This is a genomic window from Neorhizobium descurainiae, from assembly GCF_051400715.1.
Lineage (GTDB): Bacteria > Pseudomonadota > Alphaproteobacteria > Rhizobiales > Rhizobiaceae > Neorhizobium.
The window spans coordinates 194,225-213,926 of record NZ_JBLFFK010000006.1 but is presented as its reverse complement, the minus strand read 5'-3'; the positions used below and the strand labels follow the sequence as shown (position 1 = coordinate 213,926).

The following is a 19,702-nucleotide window of genomic DNA, read 5'->3' as shown; positions in this document are numbered from 1 at the left end:
TGGCCGAGCGGAGCGGAGGCCGGGTGAGGGGGCGGCACCCGCCGTCAGGAAAGACAAGGCATGCCCGACGACAGTCGCGACACCGAGAACAGACCATCGCCGGACGCTCTTCTGGAGCATGCCGAACGTGAATCGCGTGGCCGGCTGAAGATCTTTCTCGGCGCCGCGCCCGGTGTCGGCAAGACCTACGAGATGCTGATGTCCGGCCGCGCCCGCAAGATCGACGGAGCGGATGTGGTGATCGGCGTCGTGGAAACCCACGGCCGCCGGGAGACCGAGGCTCTGGTCGAGGGTTTTGAGGTCATCCCTCGCAAGAAGATCGATTATCGCGGCCAACAGCTCGAGGAGATGGATCTCGATGCGATCCTGGCGCGGCGTCCGTCTCTGGTCCTGGTCGATGAGCTGGCCCATACCAATGCCGCCGGCAGCCGCCATCCCAAGCGCTACATGGACGTGCAGGAGATTCTCTCCCAGGGCATCGACGTCTATTCGACGCTCAATATCCAGCATGTCGAGAGCCTGAACGACGTCGTGGCGCAGATCACCCGCATCCGGGTGCGCGAGACGGTGCCGGACCTGATCATCGACCGCGCCGACGATGTGGAGATCATCGACATCACCCCGGACGACCTCATCAAGCGGCTGAAGGACGGCAAGGTCTATGTGCCGGCGACGGCCCGGCGGGCGATCGAGAACTATTTCTCCCCGGGCAACCTGACGGCCCTGCGGGAGCTGGCGCTTCGCCGCACCGCCCAAAGGGTGGACGAGCAGCTTCTGAACCACATGCAGGCGCATGCGATTTCCGGCCCGTGGGCGGCGGGCGATCGCGTGCTGGTCTGCCTCGACCATAGCCGCGGCGGCGCGGGTCTCGTCCGTTACGCCCGGCGGCAGGCGGACCGCCTGCGGGCCCCCTGGACCGCGCTGCATCTCGAAACGCCGCAATCGGCCGGCCTTTCCGACGAGGACAAGGACCGTCTGGCGACCAATATGCGGCTCGCCCAGCAGCTCGGGGCGGAGACCGTGACGCTGCCGGCGCTCCATCCCTCGCGCGAGATCATCGCCTATGCGAATGCCAACAACTTCACCCACATTGTCGTCGGCCGGCCGGCCAAATCGCGCTGGCGCCAGCTCTGGCAGGGTTCGGTCACCCACGATCTGATCCGTTATGCGGGCGATATCAGCGTGCATGTGGTCTCCGGCGATGCGAAGGAAAGCGAGCCGCAGCGCGGGGTGAAGGCAGCCCAGCCGCCGAAACCCTTCCGCATCAAGCCCTATATCAACAGCACCGCCTTCGTAGCCCTCGCCATCGCAGTCGGCGTTTTGCTGGACCAGACGCTCGACGTCCAGAACCTGGCGCTCGTCTTCCTCATGGCCGTGCTGGCCGCGGCCGTGCGCGGCGGGCTGGGACCTGGGCTCTTTGCCTCGCTGCTCGGCGCCCTGTCCTTCAACTTCTTCTTCCTGGAACCGCGCTACACTTTCACTGTCCGGGATCCGGAAAGCCTCGTCGCCCTCTTCTTCTATCTCGGCGTCGCCTTCGTCGCGTCCAATCTCACGGCCGCCGTGCAGAGGCAGGCGGCGGCCGCCCGCCAGAGGGCGCGCACGACGGAAGACCTCTATCTCTTCTCCAAGAAGCTTGCCGGCACCGGCACGCTGGACGACGTGCTCTGGGCGACCGCCTTCCAGATCGCCTCGATGCTGAAGGTACGGGTCGTCATCCTCCTGCCGGAGAATGGTTCGATCGCCGTGAAAGCCGGCTATCCGCCCGACGATACATTGGTCGATGCCGATATCGCCGCCGCCAAATGGGCCTGGGAGCACAACCGCCCCGCCGGCCGTGCCGCCGATACCCTGCCGGGCGCCAAACGCCTCTACCTGCCGATGCGCACCGGCCGCGAGGCGGTCGGCGTCATCGGCCTCGACAACGACAGGCAGGGACCGCTCCTGACCCCCGAGCAGCAGCGGCTTTTCGATGCGCTGGCGGATCAGGCCGCGCTGGCGATCGAACGCATCCAGCTCGTTTCGGATGTGGACAAGGCGAAGCTCGCGGCCGAGACCGACCGATTGCGCACCGCGCTCCTGACCTCCATCTCGCACGACCTCAAGACCCCGCTTGCAGCGATCATGGGCTCGGCCGGCACGCTGAAGGATTTCGGCGCCGATATTCCCGAGGAGGCGCGCGCCGAGCTTTTGACCAGCGTGGTCGATGAATCCGAGCGGCTGAACCGCTTCATCTCCAACCTGCTCGACATGACCCGCATCGGCTCGGGCGCCATGGAGCCGAACTACGCCTTCCATTTTGCAGGCGACATCGTCGGCACCGCCCTGAGCCGGGCTGCCAAGATCGCGGCAAGGCACAGGATCGAAGTCGGCATTCCCGAAGACCTGCCGATGCTGAAGGTCGACCCGGTCCTGTTCGAGCAGGTCCTCTTCAACCTCATCGACAATGCCGCCAAATATGCGCCGGACGGAACCGTCATCGATATCCGCGGCTGGCGGGACGGCGGCTCGATCCTCATCTCCGTCATGGACGAGGGACCGGGCATCCCGCCGGGCGACGTCGAACGCATCTTCGACAGCTTCTACCGCGTGCGCAAGGGCGACCACGTGCGGGCCGGCACCGGTCTCGGGCTTGCCATCTGCCGCGGCTTCATCGAGGCCATGGGCGGCACGATCCGCGCCGCCAACCGGTCGGACCACGCCGGCGCGATCTTCACGATCCGCATGCCGGTTCCGGCCGAAACGCCCATATTGGGAGAGCAAGAATGACGAATGCCGCCGTGCGCGTCCTGATCGTCGACGACGAGCCTCCGATCCGCAAGCTGCTCCGCGTCGGCTTGTCCACGCAGGATTACGCCGTCAGCGAGGCGATGAATGCCAAGGTCGCGATCGACCTCGTGAAAACCGACAAGCCGGATCTGATCGTTCTCGATCTCGGCCTGCCGGACATGCCAGGCCACGACCTGCTCGCCCGGTGGCGAGGCGAGGGGCTCGACCTTCCGATCGTCATCCTGTCGAGCCGCACCGACGAAGCCGGCATCGTCAAGGCGCTGGAACTCGGCGCCGACGATTACGTCACGAAGCCCTTCGGCATGAACGAGCTTGTCGCCCGCATCCGCGTCGCGCTCCGCCACCGCCTGCAGAGCCAGGGCGAGAAGCCCGTCTTCCAGACCGGTGATCTTTCCGTCGATCTCGTCAAGCGTATCGTGAAAGTCGCCGGCAAGGAGGTGAAGCTCTCGCCGAAGGAATACGACATCCTGCGCATCCTCGTGCAGCATGCCGGCAAGGTGCTTACCCACCGCTTCCTGCTGGAGCATGTCTGGGACGGGCTGACGGACGTGCAATACCTGCGCGTCTACGTGCGCCAGCTCCGCCAGAAGATCGAAAAGACCCCCGATCAGCCGCAATACATTCTGACCGAGACCGGCGTCGGCTACCGGCTCCAGGAAGGCCGATAGGCGCTTCGTTCTCAATCGATGGACATCTCCTCATGAACCTTCGTGATCATCTCCCGCCGGAGAATATCGTGCTCGACCTTGCACCGCCTTCGAAGGCGATCCTGATCAAGCAGCTTTCCGCTCTCGCGGCCGAAAGGCTGGCGCTCGACGCGGGCGGCATCGCCCGGGCGCTGATCAACCGGGAAAACCTGGGATCTACCGGCATCGGCGGCGGCATCGCCATCCCGCATGCGGGCGTGAAGGGTATCGACCGGCATTTCTGCCTGTTCGCCCGGCTGGTGAAGCTGGTCGATTTCGAAGCCGTGGACGAGCAGCCGGTCGATCTCGTCTTCCTGCTTCTCAATCCGGAAAGCCGCCGGGACCACCTGAACATCCTCTCCTGCATCGCGCGCCGCATGCGCGAGGAGGAGACGGCCGCCGCGATCCGGCGCGCGGCGAGCCCGCAGGATGTCCATTCGCGGCTTTGCCTTGCAGATGCATGATGGGCCATGAACATCAAGCGGACGATTGCCGGCCACGGCCTTTTCCCCTTGCGATTTATCGTCATGGCCTGAGGGAGGCCGGATTTCGCGCTTGACGCCGGCCCGCATGGGGGTACTAAGCATTGTCCCGCAGCGACGGCCGTTTGACCGCCGAACATCCATCCCTATCGTGTTCGCCTCGTGGCGTTCCCAGGTGAAAACCCATGACACATCCACGCTCCAACCGGGCGCTGGTCATCGCGGCCGTGATGGCAAGCATGGCGATGATCGCAATCGAGGCGACGATCGTTTCGACGGCCATGCCGCAGATCGCCGCCCAGCTCGGTCAGCTGAACCTCTATAGCTGGGTCTTCTCGTCCTTCTTGCTGGCCCAGACAGCAGTGACCGTGGTGTTCGGCAAGCTTTCCGACATCTATGGCCGCAAGCCGATCATCCTGTTCGGCATCGTGGTGTTCCTCGCGGCTTCCGTTCTCGCAGGGTTTGCCTGGTCCATGCCCTCGATGATCGCCTTCCGGCTCCTGCAGGGCATCGGCGCCGGAGCGATCCAGCCGGTCACCATGACGGTCGTGGGCGATCTTTTCCCGGGTGCGCAGCGCGGCAAGGTGCAGGGTTATCTTGCCAGCGTCTGGGCGCTTTCGGCAGTCGTCGGACCACTTCTCGGCAGCGTCATCGTCCATAATCTGCCCTGGGCCTGGGTCTTCTGGATCAACGTTCCGATCGGCCTTTTGGCGCTCGCCGGCTTTATCGTTTTCCTGCACGAGGAGAAGCAGTCCCGGACCACGCCGATCGATATCCTCGGCGCGGGTCTCTTTACGGTCGCCATTGCCTCGCTGATGGTCGCGCTGACGGAAGCGGAAGGCGCCGCAGGATATACCGTGGCCGCGATCGTGATCTTTGCCGTCAGTTTTGCTCTTTTCCTCCGGCAGGAGCGCCGGGCCGAAGCGCCCATGGTCTCGCTGGACCTCTGGCGACAACGGCCGATCGCCGCAGCCAATGGCGCGACCTTCCTCGCCAGTATGGCGATCATGGGGCTGACGACTTTCCTGCCCATGTATGTTCAGACCGTGCTGAACCGCTCGGCTGTCGTGGCGGGCTTCGCGCTCACCATGCTGCTCATCGGCTGGCCGCTCGCCGCGACGCTTGCCTCGCGCCTGTTTCCGCGCTTCGGCTTGCGGCGCATGATGATCTTCGGCAGCGCCTGCATTCCGGCGGGCGCCTTCCTCCTCGTGCTCCTGTCGCCGCAAAGCTCGCCCATTCAGGCGGGCGCCGGTTCGCTCGTCATGGGCTTCGGCATGGGGCTCATCAGCATCTGCTCGCTGGTCATCATCCAGGAAAGCGTCGGTTGGTCGGAGCGCGGCAGCGCCACGGCGTCCAACATCTTCGCCCGCAATCTCGGCAGCACGCTCGGCGCCGCGGTCCTCGGTGCGGTGCTGAGCTACGGTCTTGCCCATACCGCCGGCGCCGATCCGGTCACCTCGGATCAGTTGCGCAGCCTGCTGGAAGACACCGGTGCGGCGCTCGCGGCCGAATCGCCGATCCGGCTCGTTCTGCAGGATGCGCTCCACCTGACCTTCGTGGTCATGTTCCTCATCGCGGCCCTCATCGTCCTCGCCTGCCTCTACGTGCCGGGCGTGGTGCGGCATGCGGAGCCGGCGCGGGAAAGCTGAGCCTCCGGAGAGCGCTTCCTTACGCCCGGCGTATCTGGCCGAGAAGATCAAGATTCGTCGTGATGAGAATGGGAGGCCAGATGGTTCCCATTGGCCACCGTCAGCCTTGGTTCGCTGATCCGCATTCGCTCCATCGTGCCGCTGCAGAGCGTCGGCAGACCGTCCTGCACGCGGTAGCAATGGCCGTACACCGTTACCCGGAACGGCTCGGAATCATTGCCGCGCAGCAGCCGGTGGGATTCGCACCACGACGAAGCGCTGAGGATGGATTTGTGCACCTTTTCCGCCAGGTTCGCTCTGTCTTCGGGATGGACGAGATTGAGATATTCGAGGATCGAGATGCCCTCGTTCATGACTGCGGCGGGCAATTTCAGGATACGCGCAAGATTTGCATCCCCCCAAAGCCGATCGAGCACGATATCCCATGTGAACGATCCCGGCTCCGTTGCAGCATCGTTTCCATGCCGCTCCGGCACGGCATCGTTTCCACCCTTCAGGAACATATCCATCACCGATCCCCCGCACGATCCAGTTTGGAACATGAGGTTAGAACAACAAAGCACGGGATGCACGCCCTTTGGAACAAAAGGGTTCGTTCAATGGCATTTGTCCGGCCACTCTGCCGTTGTCATTGCCTGTCGGGCGAACGGGGAGTGCTCGAAATCGAAAGGAAACGGAAGGCCCGGTGCTACCGACGAAGCGGCAACGCCCGACTTTTATCCGACTGAGTCGTTTTAAAATATATGGCTGGGGAACCTGGATTCGAACCAAGATCGACGGAGTCAGAGTCCGCTGTTCTACCATTGAACTATTCCCCAGCAGGAGCTAGCCGCAAAGCGGCTCGGCTGGTGTGCGGCGCTTATAAACAAAAGCGGGCGGATTGCAAATACCGATTTCGAAAAAATTGAAGGCTTTCCTTGCCTTCGTCCTGTGACACCGCGCGCTTTAAAAAGCCGGGCAAAGCCGGCAGAGGAGGCTCCCCGCGAGGTAGCCGGCAAAAAGCCGTTGGCGAAAACGCACCGGGCTGTTATCTTCGCGCCAACGAAACAATCAGACGCCAGCGGCATGCCTTTCAAGGCCTTGCGCGGCGAGATGGAATAGACAGTGATGGACCCCGATAGCGGCGCAAAGCCGCCGGAAGGCGGGGCGTCGGCGGCACCGCGCGGAGAGGGGCGATCCTCCCGGCGCAGGAAGGCGAAGCGGAACGGCAAGCGTCGTGACGCGGCGCCTGCCACTCATTCGGGTTCGGCCGGTTCGGCCACCCCTGCCGGACGCCCTGATGCCCAGGAACCGACCCCGGTGGCGCGCAAGCGCAAGCGGCGGCGTGCCAAATCCGGCGACGCGGCCCGGCCGGCTGCTGGTCTGGCCGCATCTGCGCTGGCAGACCAGGTTCATGCTCGCCCCCAGGCCGAGCCCCAATCGCACCCCGGCAAATCCCGCAACCGGCGCAAGAAGAATCGCGGCGGCCGCGGCCTGCAGGGCCGGCCGCTGACGCCGGCCAAGGCGGCGCCGGGCGTCGCCAAGCTCCCGTCGCCGGCCGCTGCAAGGCCCGCATCGCCAAAGGACGCGAAGGGTAGCGGGGGCGAGATCTCCGCGCCGGATGCGCGGGTGGAAAAGACCGCCTATGTCAACGATCTCTATGCGGCGCTCGATCTCGGCACCAACAATTGCCGCCTTCTGATCGCCCAACCGACCAGGCCCGGCCAGTTCCGGGTCGTCGATGCGTTTTCGCGCATCGTCCGCCTGGGCGAGGGCCTCAGCGCCAGCCGCCGGCTCTCGCCGGAAGCCATGGATCGCGCCGTCGAGGCGCTGCGCATCTGCGCCGCCAAGCTTGCCAACAAGCCGGTTCGCCGCATGCGCCTGATCGCGACCGAGGCCTGCCGCTCCGCCGAAAACGGCGAGGCGTTTCTGGCGCGGGTGACGGCCGAGACGGGACTGAAACTGGAGATCATCGACCGGGAAACGGAGGCGCGGCTCGCCGTCTCCGGCTGCTCCTCGCTGGTCGGCCGCGAGGCGCGCTCCGTCGTGCTTTTCGATATCGGCGGCGGCTCGTCGGAAATCGCCGTCATCAGCATCGGCGACAACCGGTCGAGCCGGCTCGCCAACCACATCACGCATTGGACGTCGCTCCCCGTCGGCGTCGTCACGCTGTCGGAACGGCATGGCGGGCGCGACGTGACGCCGGACGTCTTTGCCGCCATGGTGGCGGAGGTCGAAGGCATGCTTGCCGGTTTCGACTGCCCGCCGCTCACGTTCTCCCGCCGGCAGGGCGCCGAGGATTTCCACCTGATCGGCACCTCGGGAACGGTGACGACGCTTGCCGGCGTGCATCTCGACCTGCCGCGCTATGACCGCCGCAAGGTGGATGGCCTGTGGCTCTCAGATGCGGAGGTGAGCGCCATGCAGGCGAAACTGCTCTCCTGGGATTTCGCCGGCCGCGCCGCCAACCCCTGCATCGGACCGGACCGGGCCGACCTGGTGCTGGCCGGTTGCGCCATCCTGGAGGCGATCCGGAGGCGCTGGCCGAGCCCGCGCATGCGGGTTGCCGACCGCGGGCTGCGCGAGGGGCTTTTGACCGACATGATGGCCGATGACGGCGTATGGCGACGCATGCGGCCGCGCCGCCCGGGATCCAGTCAGGGCGGGGCCAGTCAGGGTGCCGGCGGCCACGAGGAGGCGGGAGCAAGGCGATGACGAAACCCCCCGTTGCCGGAAATCGCACCGGCCGCAAGCTCGGCCAGAAGGTGAAGAAGGGCAAGCTCAAGGCCTCCTCCCGCCGCTGGATCGAGCGACATATCAACGATCCCTACGTGCAGCGCGCGAAGCTCGAAGGATATCGCGCCCGCGCCGCCTTCAAGCTCCTGGAGATCGACGAGAAGCATCACATCCTGAAAGGGGCCCGCCGGATCATCGACCTCGGCGCGGCACCCGGAAGCTGGTCGCAGATCGCCGCCAAGGTGACCGATTCGACGGATGAGGAAATCCGCGTCGCGGCGATCGATTTCCTGGAGATGGCGCCTCTGCCGGGCGTCAGGATCCTGCAGCTCGACTTCCTGGATCCCGAGGCGCCGCGCCTGCTCATGGAGGCGATCGGCGGCACGCCGGACCTCGTCCTCTCGGATATGGCGGCTCCCACGACCGGCCACCAGAAGACGGACCACCTGCGCACCATGCATCTTTGCGAGGTGGCGGCGCATTTTGCCGTCGAGGTTCTCGGCGAAGGCGGCCACTTCCTGGCCAAGACCTTCCAGGGCGGCACGGAACGCGAGCTGCTCAACATGCTGAAGCAGAATTTCAGGCAGGTCATCCATGTCAAACCCGGTGCGTCCCGCGCCGAGTCGGTCGAGATGTTCCTGCTCGCCAAGCATTTCAAGGGACGCAAGGCGGAGGACGCCGGAGCCGAGACCGGCGATCGGGCCTGATCTATTCGCCCGCCTCCGGCTGCATGCGCCGGGAGCGGTGGCCGGAAACGGCCGCACCCGTCGTCGGGTCGAGCCGCAGCAGCGGAATGACCGCGAAGAGCGACAGCGCCGCGACCAGGAAGAAGGCGAGGTGGAAATCGGCGAGCCGCAGATGCGTGCCGGTTATCGCCGCCGAGGCTTCGAGGATGAAGGCTGCGAAGGCGACGCCGAGCGCCATGCTGATCTGCTGCAGAACCGAGGCGATCGAGGTCGCCTGGCTCGCCTGCTCGTCGCTGATCTCCGAATAGCTGAGCGCGTTCGAGCCGGTGAAGAAGAAGGAGCGGCAGAAGCCCGACATCAGCAGGAAGGCGACGATGAGGGCATGCGATGTCTCGGGCGTGAAGAAGCCGTTGGCGGCCGTCGTCGCGGCGCCGAGCACGCCTGAGGCGATCAGCGTCACCTTGAAGCCGGTCATGGCGAAGACGCGGCGGGCGGCGAATTTCACCATCAGCGCCCCGAGCGCTCCGGCGAAGGTGATGAGGCCGGACTGGAAGGGGTTGAGGCCGAAGCCGAGCTGCAGCATCAGCGGCATCAGGAAGGGAATGGCGCCCGTCGAGATGCGGAAGAGCGTGCCGCTGGAGCTTGCCACCCGGAAGGCGTCGTCCTTGAAGAGCCTCAAGTTGAGGATCGGTGAGGGATGGTTCCGGGCATGGGCGACATAGGCGATGCCGGCGGCAAGCCCGATGGCCGTCGCGGTAACGCCGATGGCCGGCGGCAGGGCCGGCAGGCCGATGACCGAAAGTCCGAAAACCGTGCCGGCCGCCGTGATCGAGGTGAGCAGGAAGCCCCGCCAGTCGATCGACGGCGGGTTGGTCGCCTCGATTTCCGGAAGAAAGATCGTGGAAAGCCAGATGCCGAGAAGGCCGACCGGGACGTTGATCAGGAAGATCCAGTGCCAGGTGAAATAGGTGGTGATGAAACCGCCGATCGGCGGGCCGGTGAGCGGACCGACCAGCGCCGGGATGGTGAGCAGCGCCATGGCCGAAACGAGTTCGCTGCGCCGGGTGGTCCGCAGCAGCACGAGGCGCGCAACCGGCGTCATCATGGCGCCGCCCATGCCCTGCAGGAAGCGCGACAGGACGAATTGGATGAGGCCCGAGGAGAACGCGCAGCAGATCGAGCCGATGATGAAGACGAAGATCGCCAGCCGGAAGATCTTCTTGGCGCCGAAACGGTCGGCCATCCAGCCGCTGATCGGGATGAACATGGCAAGCGCGACCATGTAGGAGGTCAGCGCCAGCTTGAGCGTGATCGGTCCCACATTCAGGTCCGCCGCGATTGCCGGAAGCGCGGTGGCGATCACGGTCGAATCCATCTGTTCCATGAAAAGGGCAACGGCGAGAATGAGCGGGACGATGCGATTCATGAGGGGCCTGCGGAAGCGCGGAATGGCTTCCCTGTAAACCTCCCGGTCCCGTCTGCCAATTGCAGAATCTCACCTTTTTCCGTTTTGGGTCACGTCTGCGTGAGATCGGATTTTCCTGTGATACATGGCGGTTATGTTCCGACGGGCATCGGTTCGCCCGGGCGGCTTGGCGACAGCATAAAGAGGAGCTACATCATGACGTCTTTTGAAATAGGCAGGCGGACCCTGCTCGGCACGGCCGGCCTGGGCATCGTCGCAGCCCCTGCAATCATGAGTGGACAGGTCGTTGCGCAGCAGGACAATCAGTTGGAAATCAATCGCGTGACGCCGCCGGACATCCATAAATTCAAGGTCGGCGGCTTTCAGGTTCTGGTGGTAAAGGATGGCGCCCGTCCTTTCGGCGCCCCGGGAGAGATCTTCGGCACCAATCAGTCGGCGGAAACGGTCGGCACGCTGCTGACCGAGAACTTCCTGCCGCCCGACCAGTTCGTCAACAGTTTCTCGCCGACGCTGATCGATACCGGAAGCGATGTGATCCTCTTCGATACAGGTCTCGGCAAGGCGGCGCGCGCCCAGGGCGGCGGGCGCCTGGTCGAAGGTCTCGCGGCCGCCGGCTACATGCCGGAAGACATCTCGATCGTCGTCATCACCCATATGCATGGCGATCATATCGGAGGCATCATGGAAGACGGCAAACCGGCCTTTCCGAAGGCGCGGTATATCGCCGGTCAGGCGGAATACGATTTCTGGAGCGACACGGCCCGCGCCGGCACGCCCGCCGAAGGTAATCACAAGGCGGTGCTCGCCAATGTGAAGCCGCATGCGGACAAGATGACCTTCCTGCAGGATGGCGGCGACGTCGTCTCCGGCATCACGGCAATGCTGGCGCCGGGGCACACGCCGGGTCACCTGATCTTCAATATCGAGTCGGAAGGCAGGCGCCTGGTGCTGACCGCCGACACCGCCAATCATTACGTGCTCTCGCTGCAGCGTCCTGATTGGGAAGTGCGCTTCGACATGGACAAGGCTGAAGCCGCTGCGACCCGCAAACGCGTTTTCGACATGATCGCGACTGACAGGATTGCCTTCCTCGGCTATCACATGCCGTTCCCGGCGGTCGGCTTTGCCGAAAAGCAGGAGACGGGCTACCGTTTCGTGCCGAAGACCTATCAATTCGATATCTGATCGCCGCTTGAACGGCTATGCAAGCCCGGAAGGTCTCACTTCCGGGTTTTTGCTATTCCCTTCCTGTCATGAACGTGTTACCAGCCCTCGCCAACTTCCAAGCAACTCTTGCGGGATCGCTCGGGCGGACGATTCGTTCCGGAGCGTGATCTGCATTTTCCGACCGAAGGAAATTGGCCATGGCACGCATCATTGAAACGGCAACCGGCGCGGACGCGCTTACCTTTGACGACGTGCTGCTGCAGCCCGGCCATTCCGAGGTCATGCCGGGCCAGACCAACATCTCCACGACAATTGCCCAGGACATCGACCTCAACCTGCCGATCCTGTCGGCCGCCATGGACACGGTGACCGAAAGCCGGCTGGCGATCGCCATGGCGCAGGCGGGCGGCATCGGCGTCATCCACCGCAATCTCACGCCGGTGGCGCAGGCCGAGGAGGTCCGTCAGGTCAAGAAGTTCGAAAGCGGCATGGTCGTCAATCCGGTGACGATCGGCCCGGACGCGACGCTGGCCGAGGCGCTGGCGCTCATGAAGGCGCATGGCATTTCCGGCATCCCGGTCGTCGAGAACGGCGGTTCGGGCGGCCATACGGCGGGCCGCCTGGTCGGCATCCTGACCAACCGCGACGTCCGCTTCGCCTCAGATCCCACCCAGCGCATCTACGAGCTGATGACGCGCGAAAACCTGATCACGGTCAAGGAAAGCGTCGACCAGACGGAAGCCAAGCGGCTGCTCCACAAGCACCGTATCGAAAAGCTCCTGGTCGTCGACACCGACGGCCGCTGCGTCGGCCTCATCACCGTCAAGGATATCGAGAAGTCGCAGTTGAACCCGAATGCCTCGAAGGACGCGCAGGGGCGTCTTCGGGCGGCGGCGGCGATCAGCGTTGGCGACGACGGCTACGAGCGCGCCGAGCGACTGATCGAAGCGGGCGTCGACCTGCTGGTCGTCGATACGGCCCACGGCCATTCCCAGCGCGTGCTCGATGCCGTCACCCGTGTGAAGAAGCTTTCCAACTCGGTCCGCATCATGGCCGGCAATGTCGCGACCTCCGACGGCACCAAGGCCTTGATCGATGCAGGTGCGGATGCGGTGAAGGTCGGCATCGGCCCGGGCTCGATCTGCACGACCCGCATCGTCGCGGGCGTCGGCGTGCCGCAGCTTGCCGCCATCATGTCGGCCGTCGAGGCTGCGCGCGCCCAGAATATCCCGATCATCGCCGACGGCGGCATCAAATATTCCGGCGATATGGCGAAGGCGATCGCTGCGGGCGCATCGGCCGTCATGATCGGTTCGCTGCTTGCCGGCACCGACGAAAGCCCGGGCGAGGTCTATCTCTATCAGGGCCGTTCCTTCAAATCCTATCGCGGCATGGGCTCGGTGGGCGCCATGGCGCGCGGCTCGGCCGACCGTTATTTCCAGGCGGAAGTGCGCGACACGCTGAAGCTCGTGCCGGAAGGCATTGAGGGCCAGGTACCCTACAAGGGGCCGGTATCCGGCGTGCTGCATCAGCTCGGCGGCGGTTTGAAGGCGGCCATGGGTTATGTCGGCGGCGCCAGCATCAAGGAGTTCCAGGAACGCGCCACGTTCGTGCGCATTTCCGGAGCGGGCCTGCGCGAAAGCCACGCCCATGACGTGACGATCACCCGCGAGAGCCCGAACTACCCGGGCGCCGGCGCCTGATCGGCTGACAACCTTTTAAAGAACATGGGCGCCGGGTAACCGGCGCCGTTTCTTTTTGCAGGGCGCGTCGTTGTGTGTCCGTAAACTGCGCTCTATTGGTTCTCGCAAAGGATCAGGAGGACCGATGCTTTCCACCGACGCGACGCTCTGGCCGATGATCGCGCATGCCGCGCTCGTCTTCTTTCTCTATTGGCTGCTGTCGAAGAAGCGCGCCGAAGCGGTGAGAGCGGGCAGCGCCGAGGCGGCTCACTTCCGTGAAAGCCGGCAGGAGCCGCCCGAAAGCCTGTTGGTTCACAACAACCTCAAGAACCAGTTCGAGCTGCCGGTCCTGTTTTATGCCGGCAGTCTCGCCCTCTACGCGTCGACCGCCGACAATTGGGGGACGGTGGCGCTCGCCTGGATCTTCGTGCTCTCCCGCTATGCCCATTCCTATGTGCATCTCACCAGCAACCGGCTGCGCTATCGCCGCCCGATCTGGCTCGTCGGGTTCTTCTCGTTGATGGTGATGTGGATATGGCTGGCGGTGTGGCTTGCGCTGAATTAGACGGGGAAGTCGCCTCACGATCAAGTTTCTCTCACGAACAAGTGTAGCCTATCGCTTCCGATCACTTACAGTTTCATCCTCAAACGGTGCTGCTCCGAGTAAAGATTTCCCGCTCGGCCATGTCGAGAAGGAGGATACGCCATGGACAACGAAGCCCCGAAAATCACCCAGGCGATGATCAACGCCTATGACGAATACACCCATCTCACCCTCGATCGCCGCCGCTTCATGGAAAAGCTGACGCAGCTTGCAGGCTCCGGCGCCGCAGCCGCGGCGATTGCGCCGATGCTTGCCGCCAACAGCGCCAAGGCGGACATCGTTCCGGCCGACGACGACCGGCTGACGGCTGAGGACGTCACCTATCCGGGCGCCAACGGCGTGACGATGAAGGGGTATCTCGTGCGCCCGAAGAACGCCTCCGGCCCCTTGGGTGGCGTCATCGTCATCCACGAGAACCGCGGCCTCAACAATCACATCAAGGACGTCGCCCGTCGAATGGCGCTCGAAGGTTTCAATGCGCTGGCCGTCGATTTCCTGTCGCCGCAAGGCGGCACGCCCGCCGACGAGGATCAGGCGCGCCAGATGTTTTCGTCTCTCAACGCGGAAGAGGTGGCGGCCAATGCCGAGGCAAGCCGCGTCTACCTGGCGGGCATCGACGGTGCGAACGGCAAGGTCGGTGCCGTCGGCTTCTGCTGGGGCGGCGGTACCGTCAACAATTTCGCGGTGAAGTCTCCAAACCTCAACGCCGGCGTCGCCTATTACGGCTCGCAGCCCAAGGCGGAGGATGTCCCGGCCATCAAAGCGCCGCTGATGCTGCATTACGGCGGGCTCGACGAGCGCGTCAACGCGGGCATCCCTGCATTCAGGGAGGCGCTCGAACAGAACGGCAAGACCTTCGAGATCTTCGTCTATGACGGTGCCAACCACGCCTTCAACAACGACACCTCCGCCGCCCGCTATGACAAGGCGGCCGCCGATCTCGCCTGGAGCCGTACGGTGGACTTCTTCAAGAAGAACCTGGCTTAACATCCGGCCGATGACGAAAACGAAGCCGGGGCCTGCCCCGGCTTCTTGGTAGGATGTGTTACCAGCCCGGCATCACCTGCGCCGGCCGGGCGCGCGGCATGCGCTGGAAGGGTTTGACGTCGCCTTCGAGGTCGTCGGGAATGACCGCCGGCGAGATGTTGTCGAGGCAGGCGGTGATGTGGTCGGTGATGGCGTTCATCAGCGAGGGCGAGAGGCCGGGCCGCTTCATGAGGCCGATCTGCACCGGCGGCAGCGGCGGAAAGCCGTCGGCGGCCGTCAGCACCTTCATGCCGGGGCGCAGTGCCGATTCCGGCAGCACCGAGACGGCCATCCCGGCGAGCACGGCGGCTGCGACGACGGTCGAGGACCAACTCGTGAACAGCACCTGGTATTCGCGGCCGTCCGCATCGAGTGCCGAGCAGGCGAGCTGCCGCCAGAGACAATCGCGCCGGCCGACCGCAAGCGGCACCGGCGCGTCATCCCTGAGCGGATGGTTGGCCGATCCCACCCAGCAGAGCGGCTCGGTCCGCACCACGTCGGAGATCCGCTGGCGCGGATTGTGGGTGACGAGCGCGATATCGAGTTCGCCGCGCGCCATCTTCTCGGCAAGGCTCACCGAGGGCTCGCAGACGATGTAGAGCTCGACGTTAGGATGGGTCTTGGCGAACCGGCCGATGATTTCCGGCATGTAGCGGTCGGCATAGTCGTCCGGCGTGCCGATACGGATCGTGCCCTCCAGCCGGTTGTCGTCGAAGGCGGCGATCGCCTCGTTGTTCAGCCGGATGATGCGCCGCGCATAGTTCAAGAGCTTCTCTCCCTCGGCCGTCAGCCGGTTGCCGCGGCCGTCCTTGGCAAAGAGCTGCTTACCGATCCGCTCTTCGAGACGGCGCATCTGCATCGAGACGGCCGACTGGGTCTTGAACACCCGGTCCGCGGCCTTGGTGAAACTGCCGGTGTCCACAATGGAAATGAACGTATGCAACTGGTCGATATCGAGCGGAGCGGACATGGCGGCCATCCATCAGAGGGTTTGATGCTAACCATTAGAAACATTCGTTGGACTGATCAATAGGTTTTCCGCGATAACGAGATCGCAAATCACGATTGATAGGCGCCTCTCCCTGGGCGCTTCCCAAGGCAGCCCTTCCGTCGGACCTCCGCGGAAGGGGCGGCCGAACTCGTGCCTGATGAAAGGATAGTCCGATGAGCACGACCGAATGCGGAACCGATCTCGATCTCGTTCACGAAAGGCGCGGCACGGAAGGCCGTCTGGCCTTCGTGATGCTGCGAACGAAATCCGTATGGCGTGCCTTTCGCAATCGTCTGGCGTCCAATCGCCTCCATGATCTCGACGACCGCCAGCTCAACGATATCGGCATCACACGGCATGATGTGGTGAAGGCGCTCAATCATTCGGGCGTTCTGGAAGATCCGTCGCTGCTTCTGTCGCGCGCCGCCCGCCAACGGGCGCGCACCCGCTTTGCGAGACCCGCCAACCGCTGAGCGTTTCGAATACCTTTTCCCCGCAGGGTGATAGCCAATAGCCCTGCCGCTTGCCCGGCCCGGTCGATCCGCGCCGGGCTTTTTTCTTTGTACGAGAGTTATTTGGCGGTCTCGGTCGGGGAGGGCTTGCCGCCCGTGCCGTTGCGCAACGTGTCGAAGACCGCTTCCATGTTCTTCTGATAGGTTTTCTGCACCTCCAGCCCGCTGTCGAACATGCTGTTCAGCACGTCGCGATAGGGATTTGGCTCGGGCGCCGGCTTTTCCTTCGGCTTTTCGGAGGGAGAGGCTGCGGTCTGCTGCCCGGAGAAGGCGCCCGCCATCATGTCCTGGAAGGCCTTGGCGAAAGGATTGTCGGCAAAGGGATTGCTGCTCGGGGGCTGCGGCTGTTCCGGCTTGTCCAGCCCCCACATGGAGCGCATGGCCTGGGCGAAGGGATTGTCGAACGGGTTGGCTGTCGCCTGCTGCGGTTTGGCCTTCGGCTGCAGGCCCATGCTCTCCAGCCATTGCTGCGTCATCTGGCCCATGGGGGAGGCGGCAAAGGCCTCGTTGGCGGCGGGCATCTGCCCGGTCATCTGCTTGAAGAGGCCGCCCATCAGCGTATCGGCCATGGCCGGCATCATCTTCTTGAAGATTTCCTGGCCGATGCCGGTGAACTGCTCGGCCTGCTGGGCGATGGCGCGGGAGACGTCCTTGGAGCCGAACAGCTTTTCGAGAACGGCGTTGCCGTCGGCAACGCCCTGCGGCGTGAAGGCCTTGGTCATGTCCTCGAAATATTTGGCATAGGCGCCGGAGAACATGCTGCTCATCAGGGCGGTCAGGTCGTAGGGATTGGTGGCGGTTCGCTTGAAGCCGGAGGAGAAGGCGGGCATCAGCGCCGCCATGGCCTGCGTCGCCTGGTCCTGCGCCAAGTCGAGCTGCTTGGCGATCGCCTCCATGCCTGCACCGTTCTGGGCCCTGAGCATCATGTCGAACAGCGGCAGCATGGAAGATCCTTTCCGGTCTTGGCGTGAAGACACTATATCCGGAAAGTCGTTGACGGAAACCGGTTTTTCAGAACCGGTCTCAACCCCTCAATACTGATATTCCTCGAAGACCGGCTCGACGGAACCGTTCCAGCGGCCGTGATAGAGCGCCAGCATGTCTTCCGCCATGGTCGCCTTCTTGGCGAGCACTTCCGCGAGCGGCTGCAGGAAGACGCTCTCGTCCTGCCCGTCGCCGTTTAGGCGGTTGCGGGCCTTGAGGCCCGCCTTCGAGATCGCCACCACGTCACGGGCGACGTCGAATACGGCCTTGCCCCTGATTTCTGCCTGGAGGCCCTTCGCCGGCACGGCATCCCGCATGGCGGTCACGTCCTCGAAGGTCCAGTCCCTGGTCAGGGCCTCGGCATCGGCAAGCGCCGCATCGTCGTAGAGCAGGCCGACCCAGAAGGCCGGCAGCGCACAGATGCGCCGCCACGGGCCTCCGTCGGCGCCGCGCATTTCCAGAAAGCGTTTTAGCCGCACGTCGGGAAAGAGGGTGGAGAGATGGTTGGTCCAGTCGCCCATCGTAGGCTCCCAGTCCTTGATCTCGCCCTTCAGCGCGCCGTTCATGAACTGGCGGAATGTGACATGCGTGCAGTCGTGGTATTTGCCGTCGCGCACGACGAAATACATCGGCACGTCCAGCGCCCATTCGGCGTAATCCTTGAAGCCGAAGTCCTGGTTGAAGACGAAGGGCAGGATGCCGGACCGCTGATTGTCGGTGTCGCGCCAGATGTCGCCGCGCCAGGAGAGCAGGCCATTCGGCTTGCCTTCGGTAAAGGGCGAGGAGGCGAAGAGCGCGGTCGCGACCGGCTGCAGCTTCATCGAGACCCGCATTTTGGCCGCCATGTCCTCTTCCGAGGAGAAGTCGAGGTTCACCTGGATCGTGCAGGTGCGGTACATCATGTCGAGGCCCTTGGAGCCGACCTTCGGCATGTAGCGCGTCATGATCCCGTAGCGGGATTTCGGCATGCGCGGCGTTTCCGCGAAGGACCATTTCGGACTGCCGCCGATGCCGAGAAAGCGGATGCCCATCGGCTCGGCGATCTCCTTGAGGACCGCCAGATGCTGGTTCGATTCCCGACAGGTGTCGTGGATGGTCTCGACCGGCGCGCCGGAAAGCTCGAACTGGCCGCCGGGCTCGATGGAGATCGCGCCCATGCCGGACCGTTCCCCGAGCCCGATGATGTTCTCGCCGTCCATGATAGGCTCCCAGCCGAGCTTTTCCTGCATGCCCTTCAGGAGAGCGGAAATGCTGGCATCGCCGAAATAGGGGACGGGACTGTGGTCTGCCCGGAAAAAGGCGAACTTCTCGTGTTCGGTGCCGATGCGGAACTGTTCTTTCGGCCGCGGCCCCTTTTCCAGGTAGGCGGAAAGCTCGGACACCGAGGAGAGCGGTGTCTGGTCGGTGGTGTCACGGGCCATGAATGTTACCTTGCTGGGAATGTCATGCTCGAACGGACCGTTCGGCTCGCTGCTTGAACCGGATTGCCGTGCAGTGCAAGTGAATTTCTTTCAAAATCCCTTCAGAAATTCGAAGCCTGTGCCGCAGGCGCAATCAATGCCAGTCTCCGATTGCTGACTGGATGACGGCGAGTGCCGCGACCGCCGCCGTGTCCGCCCTCAAAATCCGGGGGCCGAGGGGGATTGCGGTCACGAAAGGCAGTGACCGCAACGTGGTTCTTTCCTCTTCCGAAAACCCGCCTTCGGGACCGACGAGCAGGGCCAGTTTCCTCTCCTTGATGGCGGAAAGGATCGGCAGCGGGTTCTGCCCCTCGTCGCCTTCGTCGCAGAAGATGAGGCGCCGGTCCGCCGGCCAGCGGTCGAGCAGATCGGTGAGCTTCGTCGGCGGCAGGACGTCGGGGATCGACAGGATGCCGCACTGCTCCGCCGCCTCGACGGCGTTCGCCTGCAGCCGCTCCAGGCTGGTGATCCTGCCCTGCACGTGCTGGGTCATGACGGGCTGCAGAAGACCCGCACCCATTTCCACCGCCTTCTGGACGAGATAGTCGAGCCGGCCCGTTTTCAGCGGCGCGAAAAGATAGTGCAGATCGGAGGCCGGCGGCTGCGGCCGCGTCTGTTCGACCGTTTCGAGGGCGATCTTCTTGCGGCTCGGATAAGTAAGCCTCGCCGTCCATTCACCCTCGTGGCCGTTGAAGACGAGGATTTCGGCGCCTTCCTCCATCCGGAGCACGTTGGCGAGATAGTTGAACTGCTCGGACGATACGTCATGCCGTGCGCCGGGGCCGAGCGGCGCATCGATGAACAGCCTTTGCATGCGGAAATTGGCGCGCATGGAGCTCCCCGTA

17 protein-coding genes and 1 tRNA gene are annotated in these 19,702 nt (G+C 64.2%); 11 read left to right on the top strand and 7 right to left on the bottom strand.

All coding sequences use genetic code 11. From position 1 onward, the window contains the following. Positions 1 to 60 precede the first annotated feature (60 nt). The 4 genes from ACMGE0_RS13645 to ACMGE0_RS13630 all read left to right on the top strand — a co-directional run bounded on the left by ACMGE0_RS13645 (position 61) and on the right by ACMGE0_RS13630 (position 5,604). Positions 61 to 2,766 (top strand): DUF4118 domain-containing protein, encoded by a 2,706-nt coding sequence (locus ACMGE0_RS13645; protein ID WP_436816395.1) that lies wholly within the window; start codon positions 61 to 63, stop codon positions 2,764 to 2,766. Beyond that, complete coding sequence (locus tag ACMGE0_RS13640) at positions 2,763 to 3,455, top strand: response regulator transcription factor (RefSeq protein ID WP_436816394.1); 693 nt, start codon at positions 2,763 to 2,765, stop codon at positions 3,453 to 3,455. Before ACMGE0_RS13645 ends, ACMGE0_RS13640 begins: the two co-directional genes overlap by 4 nt. Before the next feature lie 32 nt (positions 3,456 to 3,487). After that, entirely contained in the window at positions 3,488 to 3,937 is a 450-nt protein-coding gene (locus ACMGE0_RS13635) for a PTS sugar transporter subunit IIA (RefSeq protein WP_436816393.1), read from the top strand. Positions 3,938 to 4,140: 203 nt separating this feature from the next. Continuing rightward, positions 4,141 to 5,604 carry an MDR family MFS transporter gene (locus tag ACMGE0_RS13630; protein ID WP_436816392.1) on the top strand — a complete coding sequence of 488 codons (1,464 nt, stop codon included), beginning with the start codon at positions 4,141 to 4,143 and terminating at the stop codon, positions 5,602 to 5,604. A gap of 47 nt (positions 5,605 to 5,651) precedes the next feature. Here the strand turns inward: ACMGE0_RS13630 and ACMGE0_RS13625 are convergent, their stop codons facing one another. Beyond that, positions 5,652 to 6,113, bottom strand: coding sequence for a hypothetical protein (locus ACMGE0_RS13625; protein WP_436816391.1), 462 nt, complete (start codon positions 6,111 to 6,113; stop codon positions 5,652 to 5,654). 235 nt (positions 6,114 to 6,348) lie between these two features. Next, positions 6,349 to 6,422, bottom strand: a tRNA-Gln gene (locus ACMGE0_RS13620). Positions 6,423 to 6,708: 286 nt separating this feature from the next. Between ACMGE0_RS13620 and ACMGE0_RS13615 the strand changes: the two genes are divergently transcribed. Together ACMGE0_RS13615 and ACMGE0_RS13610 are read left to right on the top strand one after the other, a co-directional pair. Then, a complete protein-coding gene (locus ACMGE0_RS13615) occupies positions 6,709 to 8,298 on the top strand; it encodes a Ppx/GppA phosphatase family protein (protein ID WP_436816390.1) in 1,590 nt (529 codons plus the stop codon). Continuing rightward, positions 8,295 to 9,026 carry an RlmE family RNA methyltransferase gene (locus ACMGE0_RS13610; RefSeq protein WP_436816389.1) on the top strand — a complete coding sequence of 244 codons (732 nt, stop codon included), beginning with the start codon at positions 8,295 to 8,297 and terminating at the stop codon, positions 9,024 to 9,026. The genes ACMGE0_RS13615 and ACMGE0_RS13610 overlap by 4 nt, the downstream gene beginning before the upstream one ends. Before the next feature lies 1 nt (position 9,027). Here the strand turns inward: ACMGE0_RS13610 and ACMGE0_RS13605 are convergent, their stop codons facing one another. Continuing rightward, positions 9,028 to 10,431: an MFS transporter gene (locus tag ACMGE0_RS13605; protein ID WP_436816388.1), complete on the bottom strand. Its 1,404-nt coding sequence runs from the start codon at positions 10,429 to 10,431 to the stop codon at positions 9,028 to 9,030. 192 nt (positions 10,432 to 10,623) lie between these two features. Here ACMGE0_RS13605 and ACMGE0_RS13600 point away from each other — a divergent pair, with 192 nt between their 5' ends. The 4 genes from ACMGE0_RS13600 (at position 10,624) to ACMGE0_RS13585 (ending at position 14,871) form a co-directional block, all read left to right on the top strand. Next, on the top strand, positions 10,624 to 11,616 hold the full coding sequence (locus ACMGE0_RS13600) for an MBL fold metallo-hydrolase (protein WP_436816473.1): 993 nt from the start codon (positions 10,624 to 10,626) through the stop codon (positions 11,614 to 11,616). 179 nt (positions 11,617 to 11,795) lie between these two features. Next, positions 11,796 to 13,301 (top strand): IMP dehydrogenase, encoded by a 1,506-nt coding sequence (gene guaB / locus ACMGE0_RS13595; RefSeq protein WP_436816387.1) that lies wholly within the window; start codon positions 11,796 to 11,798, stop codon positions 13,299 to 13,301. 124 nt (positions 13,302 to 13,425) lie between these two features. Beyond that, entirely contained in the window at positions 13,426 to 13,845 is a 420-nt protein-coding gene (locus ACMGE0_RS13590; protein ID WP_436816386.1) for an MAPEG family protein, read from the top strand. Between the two features lie 141 nt (positions 13,846 to 13,986). After that, on the top strand, positions 13,987 to 14,871 hold the full coding sequence (locus tag ACMGE0_RS13585; RefSeq protein WP_436816385.1) for a dienelactone hydrolase family protein: 885 nt from the start codon (positions 13,987 to 13,989) through the stop codon (positions 14,869 to 14,871). A gap of 58 nt (positions 14,872 to 14,929) precedes the next feature. Here ACMGE0_RS13585 and ACMGE0_RS13580 read toward each other — a convergent pair whose 3' ends face one another. After that, positions 14,930 to 15,880 carry a LysR substrate-binding domain-containing protein gene (locus tag ACMGE0_RS13580; protein ID WP_436816384.1) on the bottom strand — a complete coding sequence of 317 codons (951 nt, stop codon included), beginning with the start codon at positions 15,878 to 15,880 and terminating at the stop codon, positions 14,930 to 14,932. 194 nt (positions 15,881 to 16,074) lie between these two features. Between ACMGE0_RS13580 and ACMGE0_RS13575 the strand changes: the two genes are divergently transcribed. Beyond that, positions 16,075 to 16,374, top strand: coding sequence for a YjiS-like domain-containing protein (locus tag ACMGE0_RS13575; protein ID WP_436816383.1), 300 nt, complete (start codon positions 16,075 to 16,077; stop codon positions 16,372 to 16,374). A gap of 98 nt (positions 16,375 to 16,472) precedes the next feature. On the opposite strand, the gene ACMGE0_RS13570 is transcribed toward ACMGE0_RS13575, so the two are convergent. The 3 genes from ACMGE0_RS13570 to ACMGE0_RS13560 form a co-directional block, all read right to left on the bottom strand. Continuing rightward, complete coding sequence (locus ACMGE0_RS13570; protein ID WP_436816382.1) at positions 16,473 to 17,357, bottom strand: DUF937 domain-containing protein; 885 nt, start codon at positions 17,355 to 17,357, stop codon at positions 16,473 to 16,475. A gap of 87 nt (positions 17,358 to 17,444) precedes the next feature. Then, entirely contained in the window at positions 17,445 to 18,818 is a 1,374-nt protein-coding gene (locus tag ACMGE0_RS13565; protein ID WP_436816381.1) for a glutamate--cysteine ligase, read from the bottom strand. A gap of 133 nt (positions 18,819 to 18,951) precedes the next feature. Beyond that, positions 18,952 to 19,689 carry a 16S rRNA (uracil(1498)-N(3))-methyltransferase gene (locus ACMGE0_RS13560; RefSeq protein WP_436816380.1) on the bottom strand — a complete coding sequence of 246 codons (738 nt, stop codon included), beginning with the start codon at positions 19,687 to 19,689 and terminating at the stop codon, positions 18,952 to 18,954. Positions 19,690 to 19,702 lie beyond the last annotated feature (13 nt).